Origin of the sequence: Algoriphagus yeomjeoni (assembly GCF_049821175.1) — a bacterium.
Taxonomy (GTDB): Bacteria; Bacteroidota; Bacteroidia; order Cytophagales; family Cyclobacteriaceae; genus Algoriphagus; species Algoriphagus yeomjeoni_A.
On record NZ_CP187512.1, the window covers coordinates 1,011,219 to 1,026,647 of the forward strand.

The 15,429-nt window shown below is 38.4% G+C and carries 16 protein-coding genes; 9 read left to right on the forward strand and 7 right to left on the reverse strand.

Features of this window, described 5'->3' with window-relative positions:
* The first annotated feature begins 345 nt into the window (after window positions 1-345).
* The 5 genes from ACPUEN_RS04055 (at window position 346) to ACPUEN_RS04075 (ending at window position 5,264) form a co-directional block, all read left to right on the forward strand.
* Window positions 346-909 (forward strand): hypothetical protein, encoded by a 564-nt coding sequence (locus ACPUEN_RS04055; protein ID WP_425638715.1) that lies wholly within the window; start codon window positions 346-348, stop codon window positions 907-909.
* A gap of 55 nt (window positions 910-964) precedes the next feature.
* Window positions 965-1,867: a histone deacetylase family protein gene (locus ACPUEN_RS04060; protein WP_425638716.1), complete on the forward strand. Its 903-nt coding sequence runs from the start codon at window positions 965-967 to the stop codon at window positions 1,865-1,867.
* A gap of 98 nt (window positions 1,868-1,965) precedes the next feature.
* Window positions 1,966-2,565 (forward strand): OmpH family outer membrane protein, encoded by a 600-nt coding sequence (locus tag ACPUEN_RS04065; RefSeq protein ID WP_425638717.1) that lies wholly within the window; start codon window positions 1,966-1,968, stop codon window positions 2,563-2,565.
* Between the two features lie 98 nt (window positions 2,566-2,663).
* Complete coding sequence (locus ACPUEN_RS04070; RefSeq protein WP_425638718.1) at window positions 2,664-3,635, forward strand: deoxyhypusine synthase family protein; 972 nt, start codon at window positions 2,664-2,666, stop codon at window positions 3,633-3,635.
* Window positions 3,636-3,638: 3 nt separating this feature from the next.
* Window positions 3,639-5,264, forward strand: coding sequence for an OmpA family protein (locus ACPUEN_RS04075; RefSeq protein ID WP_425638719.1), 1,626 nt, complete (start codon window positions 3,639-3,641; stop codon window positions 5,262-5,264).
* Window positions 5,265-5,369: 105 nt separating this feature from the next.
* On the opposite strand, the gene ACPUEN_RS04080 is transcribed toward ACPUEN_RS04075, so the two are convergent.
* Entirely contained in the window at window positions 5,370-6,827 is a 1,458-nt protein-coding gene (locus ACPUEN_RS04080) for a Gfo/Idh/MocA family protein (RefSeq protein WP_425638721.1), read from the reverse strand.
* 253 nt (window positions 6,828-7,080) lie between these two features.
* On the opposite strand from ACPUEN_RS04080, the gene ACPUEN_RS04085 reads away from it, so the two are divergent.
* The 3 genes from ACPUEN_RS04085 (at window position 7,081) to ACPUEN_RS04095 (ending at window position 11,290) form a co-directional block, all read left to right on the forward strand.
* Entirely contained in the window at window positions 7,081-8,679 is a 1,599-nt protein-coding gene (locus tag ACPUEN_RS04085) for a family 20 glycosylhydrolase (protein WP_425638723.1), read from the forward strand.
* Between the two features lie 154 nt (window positions 8,680-8,833).
* Window positions 8,834-10,183 carry an alanine/glycine:cation symporter family protein gene (locus tag ACPUEN_RS04090; protein WP_425638725.1) on the forward strand — a complete coding sequence of 450 codons (1,350 nt, stop codon included), beginning with the start codon at window positions 8,834-8,836 and terminating at the stop codon, window positions 10,181-10,183.
* A 3-nt stretch (window positions 10,184-10,186) separates the two neighbouring features.
* A complete protein-coding gene (locus tag ACPUEN_RS04095) occupies window positions 10,187-11,290 on the forward strand; it encodes a glycerate kinase (RefSeq protein WP_425638727.1) in 1,104 nt (367 codons plus the stop codon).
* Between the two features lie 10 nt (window positions 11,291-11,300).
* Here the strand turns inward: ACPUEN_RS04095 and ACPUEN_RS04100 are convergent, their stop codons facing one another.
* The 5 genes from ACPUEN_RS04100 to ACPUEN_RS04120 all read right to left on the reverse strand — a co-directional run bounded on the left by ACPUEN_RS04100 (window position 11,301) and on the right by ACPUEN_RS04120 (window position 13,613).
* Window positions 11,301-11,741 (reverse strand): DUF6526 family protein, encoded by a 441-nt coding sequence (locus tag ACPUEN_RS04100; protein ID WP_425638728.1) that lies wholly within the window; start codon window positions 11,739-11,741, stop codon window positions 11,301-11,303.
* A 56-nt stretch (window positions 11,742-11,797) separates the two neighbouring features.
* Window positions 11,798-11,947, reverse strand: a complete 150-nt coding sequence (locus ACPUEN_RS04105; RefSeq protein WP_425638730.1) for a hypothetical protein — start codon at window positions 11,945-11,947, stop codon at window positions 11,798-11,800.
* A 61-nt stretch (window positions 11,948-12,008) separates the two neighbouring features.
* Window positions 12,009-12,191 (reverse strand): hypothetical protein, encoded by a 183-nt coding sequence (locus ACPUEN_RS04110; RefSeq protein WP_111610234.1) that lies wholly within the window; start codon window positions 12,189-12,191, stop codon window positions 12,009-12,011.
* Window positions 12,192-12,450: 259 nt separating this feature from the next.
* Window positions 12,451-12,807, reverse strand: coding sequence for a response regulator (locus tag ACPUEN_RS04115; protein ID WP_111610233.1), 357 nt, complete (start codon window positions 12,805-12,807; stop codon window positions 12,451-12,453).
* Window positions 12,808-13,022: 215 nt separating this feature from the next.
* The gene (locus ACPUEN_RS04120; RefSeq protein WP_425638732.1) at window positions 13,023-13,613 is read right to left on the reverse strand and encodes a DUF4136 domain-containing protein; all 591 of its coding nucleotides are present in this window, start codon (window positions 13,611-13,613) and stop codon (window positions 13,023-13,025) included.
* Between the two features lie 320 nt (window positions 13,614-13,933).
* On the opposite strand from ACPUEN_RS04120, the gene ACPUEN_RS04125 reads away from it, so the two are divergent.
* Window positions 13,934-14,416: a deoxycytidylate deaminase gene (locus tag ACPUEN_RS04125; protein ID WP_425638734.1), complete on the forward strand. Its 483-nt coding sequence runs from the start codon at window positions 13,934-13,936 to the stop codon at window positions 14,414-14,416.
* Here the strand turns inward: ACPUEN_RS04125 and murB are convergent.
* Window positions 14,413-15,426: a UDP-N-acetylmuramate dehydrogenase gene (gene murB, locus ACPUEN_RS04130; protein ID WP_425638736.1), complete on the reverse strand. Its 1,014-nt coding sequence runs from the start codon at window positions 15,424-15,426 to the stop codon at window positions 14,413-14,415. The genes ACPUEN_RS04125 and murB overlap by 4 nt on opposite strands.
* Between the last annotated feature and the right edge of the window lie 3 nt (window positions 15,427-15,429).

Genomic DNA, 15,429 nt, shown 5'->3' on the forward strand with positions numbered 1-15,429 from the left:
GTATTATAAATATTTGATTACCAATGATTAATATTTATGTTTAGGTAAAGTTTTTGATCAAATAAAAATTATTTGATATCAGCCTAACTCTTTTAGCTCATCTTTTGTTAGGTGAGTGATCACAATTGGAAAAGGTAGAATTTGGTAATTATAATTCTAACTCCTAAGATTCAAAAATAAAACTTACTCATATTCAAATTTGCAACGGCTTAATAACTCAATTTGGGTTAAGGCTTTGTTCAATTGGTAAAATTCGATTAGATTTTGGTATTATATTACTATTTCCTTTATTACTATTGAATTTCTAATCACTTAACATTTTAATATTCTTTAAATAATTGCCCCATGTCAATATCAAATCCAGGTTTTGATCCTACTCGAATAGCAGAGTTGAAGGAAGAGCTGGGGAAGCTCGATAAAAAGTTCAAAATTATTCCCGACGAAGAAAATTCTGATGAATTTGTCAATTTCTATTTCATAGGAATGTATCAAGGTAAAGAAGTGATTTATGATGCAGCATTGTACACGTTAAGACTGCACCACGCAAGCGAAGTGTATGAATTAGCAGAGCATAAAGCCGCTCAAAAATTCCCGAATTTCAAAGGAATATCCTATGAAGAAGATGAAAATGGAAATTTGAAACCATTAACGAGCGAAGAAGAGGAGATCGGCTGGTTTATCACAGAGATAATAATGGAAATAGAGGAGGATGAGAGTGTGAAAGTTCAGGAATTTGTAGATATAGATACCCATCATGATTATGGGATAGGGCTTGATGGAGCTTTGAATATTGAGCATATCAATGAGAAGGTGATTTCAAATTTTATTAAGGAGTTTAATGACGATACCTTGGAATTGGATGACACGATGTATGCATTCCAATCTGAGGAAGAGGATATTGAGGATTAACTCAGGTCAACAGAAATTCACCTAACTAACGCTTGTGATTCCCAAGCGTTTTTTTATGCTAAAAATTGCTTATTCATCAATTTACAAACACCCGCTGCCGGAGGGGCATAGATTTCCAATGGAAAAATATGAGTTGCTTCCTGGTCAGTTACTACATGAAGGGATCGTACAGGAGGATAACTTTTTCGAACCAAAACCAATCGATGAAAAATGGATTTTGAATACACATACTGAGGAATATTGGAACAAACTTCAATACTTAGGTTTGACAAAATCTGAAGTGAGGGCTACTGGATTTCCATTATCCAAGGAGCTTGTGCTACGGGAAATAACAATATTAAAAGGTTCTGTCCAAGCAGCAGAGTATGCTATGCAATATGGAATAGCCATGAATATAGCCGGCGGTACCCACCATGCCTATGCTGACAAAGGAGAAGGTTTTTGCTTGTTAAATGATATTGGTGTCACTGCTAATTATTTGATTGATAATCAGTTGTTTAAAAAAGTTCTAGTGATTGATTTGGATGTTCATCAAGGAAATGGAACGGCTAGTTTGTTCGCGGAAAATCCAAACGTATTTACATTCAGTATGCATGGAGAAAAGAATTATCCGATGCGAAAGGAAGTTTCTGATTTGGATTGTGCTATACCGGATGGAACAAAAGATGAAGAATACCTTAGGACTCTTGAAGTTCAGCTTAATTGTATTTTAAAAGATTTTTCTCCTGACTTTATAATTTATCAATCTGGAGTGGATGTTTTGGAGACAGATAAATTAGGAAGACTGGCTCTGACTGTAGATGGTGTGAAACGACGCGACGCTTTAGTCCTAAATCTGGCCAAATCACTCCGATCGCCCATTATGTGCTGTATGGGGGGAGGATATTCTTCGAAAATATCCCAAATCGTAGATGCCCACACCCAAGTTTACAGACTGGCACAGGATATCTATTTTTAGTCAGCAAATCTTTATTTTATCCATTGATCACCTCATGATTCTTGTAAAATCAATACTTTCTTTATATTTGCGCCCTTGTAATCAATAACATCAACAAAGTGAAAAGAGGACTAAATCTAATCGGTGCATTGAGCCTTGCTACAGTGCTTTTATACAGCTGCGAAACTGCAGGAACTGCTGACTCTTCTGAAAGCAGCACTTCATCTGAAGTAACACAAGGTGATTTAACTATTGCTTTTGTTTACACAGATAGTGTAATCAACAAATATGATTACTTCAAAACTAAGTCTGCAGAGCTTACTGAGAAAGGAAAGAAATTCGAAGGGGATCTTCAGGGAAGAGCTTCTGGGTTTCAGCAGGAAGTGCAAACTTTCCAACAGACTGGCGGTAACATGACTCCGAATCAAGCTAGAGCTAAGCAGGAAGAATTGGCAAAGAAAGAGCAAAATTTGATGACTTACCGTGATAATTTGATGCAAGAATTATCAGCCGACGAAGCAGCACTTTACAGCGAAGTTTACGATAGAGTTCAATCTTATATTAAGACCTATGCTGAAACGAATGAGCTAACAATGGTTTTGAGCTACACTAGAGGTGGTGCTGTATGGTATGGTAATGATGCTTTGGATATCACTGAGTCGGTTATTGAAGGTTTGAATAAAGATTATACTGCAGCTCCTGCAGATACAGTGAAATAAACTGAGATACATTTTCCAAATATTGAAACCCGGCCTTGGCTGGGTTTTTTTGTGGGGAAAAATTGGGTAATTTTAACCTTCCAACGATAATTTATAGAATGAAAATCACTGAATTTTTAAAGCACAATTATAGACACTTCAACGCAGCTGCATTGATCGATGCAGCAGAAGGATACAAAAGCCATTTGGATAATGGTGGTAAGATGATGGTAACTTTAGCGGGTGCTATGTCCACAGCTGAGCTTGGTATTTCCCTTGCAGAGATGATCCGTCAAGATAAAATCCAAATTATTACCTGTACTGGCGCAAACTTGGAAGAAGATGTATTCAATTTGGTTGCTCACGACTATTATGAGCGAATTCCAAATTACCGTGAGCTAACTCCAGCGCAAGAGCAGGATTTGGTGGAAAGACACATGAATCGTGTTACGGATACCTGCATTCCAGAGATGGAAGCCATGAGAAGAATTGAAAATGTCATTTTGGAAGAGTGGGTGAAAGCTGATCAAGCTGGAGAGGCATTTTTTCCTCATGAATTTTTCTATAAAATTTTACTTTCAGGAAAGCTTGAAGATTCTTATCAAATTGACCCGAAGGACAGTTGGTTGCTAGAAGCAGCTAAAAAGAATATTCCAATCATAGTACCAGGATGGGAAGATTCCACTTTGGGAAACATGTTTGCAGGACATGTGATCTCTGGAGATGTGAAGAATGTGCATACGGTCAGAAGTGGAATTGAGTACATGATGTACCTAGCAGAGTGGTATACAAATACAGCAACTGACGAAAGTACCATCGGATTTTTCCAGATTGGCGGGGGAATTGCAGGAGACTTCCCTATATGTGTGGTGCCGATGTTGCACCAGGATTTGCAAAGAGACAATGTGCCGCTTTGGGGTTATTTCTGCCAGATCTCTGATTCGACCACATCTTATGGTTCATATTCTGGAGCTGTTCCAAATGAAAAGATCACGTGGGGCAAATTAGGAATCGATACTCCGAAATTCATTATCGAATCTGATGCAACGATCGTAGCACCACTGGTATTTGCCATTGTGCTGGATCAATAAATTATGAGAAAATTTAATAACGTATTTCAAAAAGCAAGTGGCGCGATGCTACTTGCTTTTTGCTTTTCATTTAATCTTCAAGCTCAGCAGGTCGTTTCTCTTTCTGGTGCAAATAGCCCTCAGGATGACATGAATCCTGTTTGGATTGGAGATAATACCTTGCTTTTCACCCGTGCTTTTCACCCTGATAATATAGGTGGAGTCACGGACCCAGGAGATATTTGGATGACCAAAAAATCTGAAGCTGGAGAGTGGCAAGAGGCTGTCCATCGTGCTGATTTGAGCACAGATGGCTATGATTTTTCACTTGGGCTAGAGGATCTACTTACACTTTTGGTGTATCACACTGGAGGAGAGAGATTCGGAGTTTATCAATATTCCAAATTTGGTAAGGACTGGAATTTTCTTCGTCAAGTGTCTATGCCAGGTTTAGAAGAACTCGCAGGGCAAGTATCTGGACGAGTAGGATCCGCAGGAAAAGTGATTTTTTTATCTGCGAAAGGAAAGGATTCTATGGGAAATGAAGATATCTACGTTAGTGAGAAACTAGGACCTGTAGAGTGGTCAAAACCTGTTAATATAGGATCAGGTGTCAATACTATTGGGCAGGAGATGAGTCCTTATTACAATAACAAATCAGGAGAATTATACTTCTCTTCTAACATGCATGAAGGTGCAAGTGGAAAGGATATTTTTATAGCAAAACGCCTAGGTGATGGCTGGAATAAATGGAGTAAACCTATGATTTGGCAGCAAGTGAGTTCGCCAGGATCTGAAGTCTCGGTGACCTTTATTAACGAAGGAGAAGTGGTCTGGACTAGTACTCAGAATAGTGATGGCTTCGCTGATTTGTTGACTTTCGAGACACTTGTTCCTCTCGAAATTCCCGATGCAATTATTACCAAAGACCCCGATCCTGTAGCAGCTATTGAAAAGCAAACCAAAGCAAAGACCGTTTCTATTGTGCCTATTTATCCTTCTTCAGCAGTTGGCTTTCCAGAAGTAAAGGTTACAGAACAGGAAATAGAGCAGGAAGAAAATCCTATTTCTTGGTTTGTAGTAGATGCTAAAAATAAGACCTTGGTTCCTTTTTCTATTAGTTGGAAAGTAGGCGAAACAACAGTTTCTAAGAATGCTTCTGACTCTCTTATGTTATCAGAACTAACAGGGTCACAGCTGAAAGAGGTGAAGATCAATGCTGAAGGATATTTTCCAAAGACTGTTTTAATCAGTCAAATTAAAACAGATGAGCCAACAGTAGTGCTCATGACCAAAGCTGAGTCTGGGAGTATGATATTACTTGAAAATGTAAGTTTCAAGCGAGGAACAGCAGAACTGGAAGGAGAGGATACCAAAGCAACTTTGACTGAACTAGCGGGATTCCTATTGGAAAATCCAGCTATGAAACTTAGAATTCATGGGCACACAGACAGCGCTGGAGACCCAGGATTGAATAAGGCGCTTTCGTTGGATAGAGCGAGCAGTGTAAGGGATTTCTTAATTGAGCAAGGAGTGCCATTTGAAAGCTTAAGGATATCAGGATGGGGAGGCACTAGGCCAACTGCTTCTAACTCAACTGAAGTCGGAAGGTCTAAAAATAGACGGGTAGAGCTGGAAGTAGAACGATAAGAATAATTCAGCCTCAGTGATCAGTAACAGTTTTATATCTGATTTAACTAATTTCAGATAAAAAGTAAAACGGCTTTGAAATAACTTTCAAAGCCGTTTTACTTTTTAAAGGGAGAAGTCTCCTCGATAATCCCTTCGTACAAATTGATTAGCAGGCTCAAAGTTCGTCACCTTCATATTTGGACCATCCCAAACCAGTTTGATTCCTCTTCCAGGGTAGTCAAATTCATTGGCGTTATCCGGTTTTGGTGTTCTATACTCATAGCTTCTAATGGCAAGATTTCCCATCAAAACTGATTCAGTAAGTGGGCCAGCGATAGAGAAAGGAGAGCTCAAGTTTTTAAATTCCTTAGAGCCATAACCCGCAATACAAGCTTCAACCCAGTTATTATAATGCCCATTATCTCCTCCAGGTACTCGGTAAAGGGTTTCTGGTACATTGATATCCTTTGTTTTTGAGGTAGGAAGAAGCTGAGGGTTAATACCATAGGTCGAGCACATCATTTTTCCTTTTGTGCCCTCTATGATTACACCATTTCCACCATCACCCATTTGCTCATTTGGAGCAAGTTCCTCAGGTCTATTCGGTTGAATTCCGCCGTCCATCCAGTGGAATTCAAGGTCTTCCTTTCCAGGTCTATCGAACCGCAATGTGATGTGCGAAGAAGGAGGACAGCTTTCAGGGAAATATCCTCTTTGAAATTCACCTACATAAACTGACCCAACGGAACATTCGGCAGATACCGGATAACCGAGATCTAATACTCGGAATGGAGGCTCCATGATATGGCAGGCCATGTCACCAAGTGCTCCAGTACCATAATCCCACCAACCTCTCCAGTTGAATGGCACTAGATTACCTACATAATCTTTGTAGGGGGCTGTACCAAGCCATAGGTCCCAATCCAAATCGGTTGGAGGTGTGACAGGCTCTTTTGGCCATTGGATACCTTGAGGCCAAACAGGTCTATTAGTCCAAGTATATACCTTAGTAGCTTCGCCAATCAATCCTGCATCATACCATTCTACCATTTTACGAACCCCATCTCCAGAGGAACCCTGATTACCCATTTGAGTTACTACTTTATATTTTTCGGCAGCTTGTGTGAGCATTCTAGCCTCGTAGATATCGTGAGCAAGAGGTTTTTGAACATAGACATGTTTTCCCATTTTCATAGCTGCCATAGCGGCTACAGCATGTGTATGGTCAGGAGTTGACACAGTGACTGCATCAATATTGTTTCCTTCTTTGTCCAGCATCTCTCGGAAGTCCTTATAGTATTTTGCTTTAGGATGCAATTCTCTACTTCCTTTTGCTCTGCTATCATCCACATCACAGAGGGCGATAAAATCTGCCTTTTCAGTTCTGGTAATTCCTCGCACGTCACCACCACCCATACCGCCAACACCTATACTGGCAACTCGAAGCTTGTCACTTGGTGCTATAAATCCTGGTCCGCCTAAAACATTTCTTGGTACAATGTAAAATCCGGCGGCAGCTAATGCACTGCCTTTAAGGAACTTTCTCCGGGAGCTCCCAGAACCTGAGCTATTATTTTTCATTTTTTTGTTGATTATGTTAAAAGGGTTTTTTGTCTTTTTGTGGGAAAGTAGGTCAAATAAAACATTCTTTTCACCGTGAGAAATTTGAAATTATTAAAAACTCCTCACATTCTTGAACCCATTTATAAAAATACTGGCTGTATTCCATGCAAGGTTGTATAAGAGACGTGGATTATTTGTTTTATTATAAATTCAATTTGATTGAATAAACTTATTAAAAAAAATAGATTAAGTTTACTTAAATCTTTACTCTATGAAATATTCTCTTTGGACATTTGCTGTACTTGCAGCATTTTCTATTAGTTCGTGCCAAGTTCCAAATTCAGTTAAAATAGATGAAGCGGGCATCATTCCAATTCCCACTTCGATTTCCTCATCTGCGGGAGTTTTCGAATTAGCGCCTACTTCTTCTATTCAATTAATTGGTGAGGGAGACGATTTGTCTCGTGTTGGAAATTTTTTAGCCGATAAGTTACGTCCTGCTACTGGTTTCGAAATTCCAGTTTCGAATGAAAATGGTGATTTGATTTTGGAGTTGGTAAGCGGATCTGCTTCAGAAAAATACAATATTAATATCAGCAGTGATCAAGTGAAAATCACTTCAACTTCTGCAGCTGGCCTGTATTATGGAATGCAAACGCTGATTAAAGCATTACCCGTCGAGATTGAAAATACTTCAAAAGTAGATGCGGAGTGGATGATTGGAAATGGTATCATTGAGGACCAACCCGAGTTTTCTTATAGAGGAGCAATGCTTGATGTAGCTAGGCATTTTATAAGCATAGAAGATGTGAAGCATTACATCGATCAGATGGGAAGCTTGAAATTAAATTACTTGCATCTTCATTTATCCGATGACCAAGGGTGGAGAATTGAAATCAAATCTTGGCCGAAATTAACTGAGATCGGAGGGAAGACTGAAGTTGGAGGGACTGAGGGTGGCTTTTTCACACAAGAGGATTACAAAGAGATAATCCAATATGCAGCAGATAGATTTATTACCATAGTGCCTGAAATTGACATGCCCGGTCACACAAATGCTGCTCTGGCTGCCTATGCAGAGCTAAACCCAGGAGTGAATTTGCCAGATGGAGATTTTGCCACGATGACTGAGGGTAAAATTGATTTTGATATCCTTGATAAAAACCCTCAACCAGCCGAGCTTTATACTGGAATTGAAGTGGGGTTCAGCACATTTGCGACGAATAAAGAGATCACTTACACTTTTGTAGAAGATGTGATTAAGGAGCTTGTTGCACTCACGCCTGGCCCGTACATTCATATTGGAGGGGATGAGTCTCATGTTACTGAGAAGGACGATTACATCTACTTCGTGGAGCGAGTTCAGGAAATTGTTATCAAATATGGTAAGACTAGCATAGGCTGGGATGAAATAGCTACTGCTAAATTGGCTCCAGGAACTGTAGCTCAGTTTTGGGCTTTGGAAGAAAATGCCAAGTTGGCGAAAGAACAAGGAAATCAAATTCTGATGTCACCAGCTAAAAGAGCTTATTTAGATATGCAGTATGATTCTACATCTAGACTTGGACTACATTGGGCTGCCTATATAGAGCTAGATGATTCTTATAATTGGGATCCAGCTACCTATGCAGATGGCATAAATAAATCTGACATCCTTGGAGTAGAAGCTCCACTATGGACCGAAACGATTACTAATCGTTCCGATATCGAATATATGGCCTTTCCAAGATTGGCAGCTTTGGCTGAAGTAGCATGGTCAAGTAGTGAAAGGAGAAATTGGGATGATTTCAAAAAGAGAGTCGCTTTGCAAGGTAAACGTTGGGATATCAATGGAATAGAATTCTATAGATCTCCAAAAGTCGATTGGTAATTATATTCAGTGAATTTTAAAACCCGGCTTCTGTCGGGTTTTTGTTTGCATAGCCGTCTATATTCTTTGATTTTCATTAAAATGAACCTAATATGGATGTTAATTTTAAAATCATACAGTCAATCAATTTGATTGCTTTAACTAGAATATTTTAATGGGCGATTACATTATATCCTTCGCAGATTGGATTTGGGGTACTCCAATGCTTGTCATTTTAATGGGAGGTGGGCTTCTACTACTGGTGCATTCTGGATTTGTTCCTTTTCGAAAAATTGGACATGCCGTAGGTTTGCTGAGAGGAAAATATGATGATAGTTTAATGCCTGGACAGATATCCTCTTTTCAAGCCTTGTCTTCGGCAATCGCAGCAACTGTAGGACTGGGGAATATTAGCGGTGTTGCCATTGCAATTAATATGGGAGGACCGGGAGCTATTTTTTGGATGTGGGTATCAGCATTTGTGGGAATGGCTACCAAGTTTTACACTTGTAGCCTAGCCATCATGTATCGTGGTAAAGATTCCGAGGGGCAAATACAAGGAGGTCCCATGTATGTAATTGAAGAGGGGATGGGTAAAAAATGGAAATTCCTTTCTGTGATTTTTTGTACAGCAGGAGTCTTAGGCTTGCTTGCTATTTTCCAAGCTAATCAATTAACAGCAGTACTAAGAACGGTAATTTTGGAGCCGGCAGGCTTAGATGAAGGAGATAAAACGCGTTGGATTATAGGAATTACTATGATGGTACTAGTCGCGATTGTTATTCTAGGAGGCATCAAGAGAATCGCTGGAGTAGCTTCTAAGATGGTTCCTTTTATGGTTGGTCTTTATTTTGTGACAGTGATCATTATTGTTTTCAAATACATTGGTGATGTGCCTGAAATGCTTTTGAGAATAGTTACTGATGCATTTACCGGCGAGGCAATGGCGGGTGGTGCAGTAGGAGCGGTAATAGTCATTGGTGCCCGAAGAGCCGCATTTTCTAACGAAGCTGGGATAGGAACTGCACCTATGGTCCATGGCGCTTCCAAAAATAACGAACCTATTCGTGAGGGTTTGATAGCAATGTTAGGTCCATTTATAGATACGATTGTAGTTTGTACCCTTACTGCATTGGTGATTATGCTCACGGGTGTTTGGGAATCCACCGAAAAAGATGGTGTCAGACTTACTTTGGCTGCTTTTGATTTGGCTATCCCTCAGTATGGTAGATATCTATTGATGATCGCCGTTTTAGTTTTTGCATTATCTACTATGTTTACCTATTCATACTATGGACATAAGTGCTTTGGTTATTTATTTGGAGCCAAAAAAGCAGATTATTACAATTACTTCTATTTGATTACAATTGTAGCAGGTGCCGTAGCATCGCTCGATGTAGTGATAAGTTTGGTGGATGGAATGTATGCGATTATGGCTGTACCTACGATGATTTCGACAATTTACCTTGCTCCAAAAGTGCGGATTGCGATGAAGGATTATTTTGTAAGAATGAAAAAAGCCTAAGCTATGAATGTCTTGATTTCTCCAAATGCATTTAAAGGCACTATGACTGCCCGGGAAGCTGGAGAAATTATAAGAGAATACATAAAAGCTGAATTTCCTTATGTCGCTACTACATTACTTCCTATTGCAGATGGAGGTGACGGGACTTGTGAGCTTTTAACAGAAATACTACAGTTGGAGAAAAAGTCAGTATTGGCCCTAGATTCTATCGGTAGACCTATTCCTAGTTCTTACGGGTGGGATGAAAATTTAAAAAAAGCTTATATAGACGTTTCTACGGCTTCAGGTATTGCTTCACTGCAACAGAATGAGCTAGACCCGTTTGTGTCTTCAAGTTATGGTACTGGGCTGCTGGTAGGTCATGCAATAGAACTTGGAGCTAAGGAGATAATTTTAGGTTTGGGTGGTAGTGCTACTGTTGATCTAGGAGTTGGGATATTGGCCGCATTAGGAATTGTGTTTTTGGATGATAGCGGAAGAGAAATAACTAAGTATTCTCCTCATTTTCTTTCCAAAATCAAGCATATCCAAAAATCCATTAAAATACCAAAAGTTAAATTCACCTGCCTTTGTGATGTGAAAAACACTTTTTTTGGGGATAGAGGAGCTATTCCGGTATTTGGACCTCAGAAAGGAATCTTATCTGATCAGATTGCATCCTATGAATCAGTTTGTAAGTCTACGGTTAAGCGGCTTTTCAAAAAACAAAGAAAGGTTTTCATAGATAAGCCAGGTTTCGGTGCAGCAGGCGGAATTGCGCTGGGCTTATCATCTTTTTTCGAAACTGAAATTAACTTTGGCTCAACATATTTTTTTGAAAAAGTAGATTTAGAATCTAAAGTGCAATCTGCAGATGTCATAATAACGGGCGAAGGCAAGTATGATGATCAATCTGCTGAAGGTAAAGCATGCTTCGAATTAATGCAGCTAGCACATCAAAAAGATAGAAAAATAGCCTTGATTACGTCAGGAAAAGACTTTGGAACCAAAAAATTCGATCTAGTACTTACTTTGCCTGATCTAGATTTTTCCAAGAATGATTATAGAAAAAAGTCCAGAGAAAACCTGAGAGCTGTACTCAAAAAGGAATTTATCCTGAACTTTTAATTCAGACAGATTAAACCCGATGACGATCGGCTTTCCAATTTTTAATGCTTTTCTTAATCTCCTTTGGCGCTGTTTTCTCTTTAATAGTTTTGTCTATCAATGCTAGTATTTCATCATCACCTGCAAATCTCAATGCAATAAGTTGGGCAGAAGTAAGCTGGCTCTCTTTTTCGTAAAACGATGTGCCAGTTAGGTGGTAGTAGTGCTGTCGCATTTCTAATCTGATGATTCTATTCTGATTTTTTAAAGCATAGATTCGCGGTAGATATGAGATAAAAAAAAGAATAAGCCCTAATAAAAGGAAATATGTGCTTTCAGCTGCTGACTGAGTGGTACTGAAATCTATTCTGCCAATTGTCCATCCCACGAACAAAAGAGTTAATGGCAAAATCACAAAGTGATGTAAGGGGTAATATTTTGCGTGGTTCTGGAAATTCTGAGTATCTGACATAATTTAGGGCATAAAAAAAGGAGGCTTGAGCCTCCTTTAAAGTAAGATATAAGATATTAATGATCAGCTTTTTTCTTCTTAGTGAAGGTGCTTCTCGTATCGACAGCAGTGATACCGGCCCCAAGACCGATTAATACACATACAATCACTAGGAAAGTTTGAGCCCCTCCAGCAAGTGGAGAAGTGAATACGTCTAATAGTATCATGATCAATTTTTTGAAATTCTAAAGATGCCCGAAGATAAATTCTTATCTACAAATAACCAAGTTAATCGAATTGATCATCATCGAAATCTTCTTCTTCCTCATCGTCTTCGTCGAAATCCACGATACTATCATCGTCAAATTTACTTTCTTCGTCTAGATCATATTCGTCTTCGAAGTCATTACCGAAATCATCATCATCATTGAAGTTGTCGTCATCTTCGAAATCGTCGTCAAAATCCTCCATAGTAGTTTAGATAGGGGTTTTTAATAGTTGAACGTCACGAATTAAAGTAAAAAATCATTTCGCACCACACAGTTGGTATTTTTTTTTCAAACTTTTTTTAAGCTTGTCTTATTTGAATAGTTAGTTATTTCACATAAGCTTAGTACAAATTAGTTCTAAGATGTCCACCGTGCTAAATGGTGCAGCTGCTAGGTGATTTTTTTTAAAATCGAATTTAGAACTTGAAAAGAGATGTATAAAATAGACCCAAGCTATTGGGTCAGTTGAAAATAGATTTGATATACTTTTTAATCAGTGGTTTTGACAAGTAATCTTTAACGACACTATACCTGCTTGCCTTATTTATGTCGCGTTCATCTACAGAACTACTCAAAATGTATATTTGTGCCTCGTTTTTATCGGAATTAAACGAATCTAAGAAATCCCAGCCAGTCATTTCAGGCATATTGAGATCTAAAAAAAGATAGTTAGCCTTTATGGAGTAAATTTCTTGCAGAGCCGCTCGGGCGCTCTGATATTTATAAAATTGACATGGCTCTTTCACATTTCGCGAAATGAGTTTTTCAGTAACAAAGGTACTGATCGGATCATCATCTATTAGGACAATTGTTAGCATTAAGTGCAAAAATTCGTGGCTGAAATACAATATAGCTAGTACAAAAGTAGTAGTTAATTGTACTTTTACAAATATTTTGCCAAATAAGACGCGAAAAGAATTTATAATTTCTTGTGAAATAGTATTTGGATTAGTGTAAGTGCCTCCTAATCTATTTTTCTACCATACTCAAATCAATCCAATTTATTCACAAGTAGAGTTCTATGTTTGAATTCTTATTCAGTATCCTTTAGTTCATATAGAAAGTATTCTACAATCTTATCGGTAGTTTTTAGCACTTTCTTACTTTTTGTTTTTAGGCTACTGACTTCAGTCACGCCGGTTAAAGTCATCAAGAGTTTATCTTCTTTTTGGTCGATAAAATCTACAATTACCTGAACTAGCTCATAGTTGCTAGTCGTTGGACTATTGTTTCGGTTGTTAAAATAGGGGTCATATGGATTATAAATCCATGGTCCTAATACTCTTGACCCCCAGTATGGATAATAATTATTGCTTGAATAGGTATCTCGCTTTCTCAGGTCTTCATTTGATGTATATCGAATAATTAATTCAGGTTCACTTTTATCATAAATTAGACCTTTTGCTTCTAGTGCTTCTCGGAGATGTATCTGAACCTGTTCGTCTATGAATTGTGAGGAAAAACCTCTGATCCCTACTTCCTGATTAATGATTACAAATGACTTATATGGTCTGCGAACTGGCACTTCAGTATTTTCCTTGAATATCTCTATTGAATTACATGAACTGAGAACTAAAAGGGAAAATGTTACTAGGAATAGGTTTTTTATGTGAATTGGGTTCATTGTGTTATTATTTTATTTGTATTTCCGCTTTGTTACCAGTAAATAGATGAAAGGGACTTAATAGATGGTATACTCTAGCTTTGAGGCCGCTTCGGTCTTCGGTCATACCCGCCTGTAGTTCGGGCAGGGGTCTACCAGCCAACCAAGCAAAGAATCTAAGGTGACTGGCATCATTTCGGATAATCATATTCTTTTATTTTAAAAACGGGGGAGGAATTAGAAAGTTAGCTTTTACTAGTTAACGAAAATCTTGGAGTTAATATTTAAGTATTCTTGCAAGCCTTTACTATCTAATGCTAATTTTGGCGAAAGTTTAAGATATGAGTAGACCTGATTTTGATGATATTTTTATGGAGCTGGCAGTCAATTTGGCTAAACGTTCCCATTGTATAAAGAAGCATGTGGGAGCGGTGCTCACAAAAGATACGCGTATAATTTCGATAGGATATAATGGCCCACCTGCTGGCACACATAATTGTGACGTGGAATTTCCGGAAGTTGGATGTGCAAGAGATAGTAAGGGAAGTTGCTCTTTGGCCCTTCATGCTGAGCAAAATGCGATTTTGTACGCAGTAAAAAATAATACTTCTGTAGAAGGGTCCACGCTGTTTGTCACCTTGTCGCCTTGTCTTGCTTGCTCTAGGATTATTTTTTCAATGGGAATATCTAGAGTAATTTACCTATTTTCCTATGCAGAGTACAAAGGAATAGGTTCTGACGAAGGGGTTGATTTCTTGAGAAAATTTGGAGTTCAAGTAGATAAATACGAGAAGACTCTAGAAGTAAATGACCGGTTGGTCTAGAGGAAATTTACTTCGGGATGGATGTTTATTTTGAATTTTTCGAAAACTGAATGCTGAATTTTTTCTGCTAGATTTTTGATATCATTTCCATCTCCAGCTCCGTAATTCACTAAAACCAATGGTTGTTTACTGTGGACTCCAATTTCTCCAAACCGCTGTCCTTTCCAACCACATTGCTCGATAAGCCATGCTGCCGGGACTTTTATCCCTTCTTCATTAGGGTAGCCAGGAATTATTGGGTACTCATCTTTTAAGTTCTGGAAATGTACAGCTGAAATAGTAGGGTTTTTGAAAAAGGAACCAGAGTTTCCAATTTCCTTTGGATCAGGTAATTTGGATTGACGTATTTCTATCACAGCATCAGAGATAGCTTTAATACTTAACTCTTGGATTCCGTTGGCTTCCAAAGTTTCTTGGATAGCGCCATATTCTGTATGGAAAATAGGCTTTTTTCGGAGTCTAAATACAACGGAACAAATCACGTATTTTCCTTTCAGTTCATGCTTGAAAATACTTTCTCTATACCCAAATTGGCACTGCTCAGCATTGAACTCTTCAATCTCCAACGTTTCTCTGTTCAAAGCCTTTAGGCTAGAAAAAACATCCTTTATTTCCACTCCGTAAGCACCGATATTTTGCATGGGCGAAGCGCCGACAGTCCCAGGAATTAAGGATAAATTTTCTATTCCCGCCCAACCATTTTCAATTGCTATCAGTACAAACTGATGCCAGTTGACACCAGCACCTGCTTCGATCAAATAAAACTTCTCTTCTTCTAAAGCAATATTTATCCCCTCAATTTCAATTTTGATTACTAGATTTTCCTGATTTTTTGTGAGAAGGATATTGCTTCCTCCTCCTAATATCAAAGGTTTGATATTCTGATATTTAGCCCATTCTAACGCCTCTTTTAATTGGTTTATTGATTTTACGGCAACAAAAAAACGAGCTGTTTTATCAATTCCAAAGGTGTTAAATGGCTTAAGGGAGATGTTTTCTAGTATATTCATATG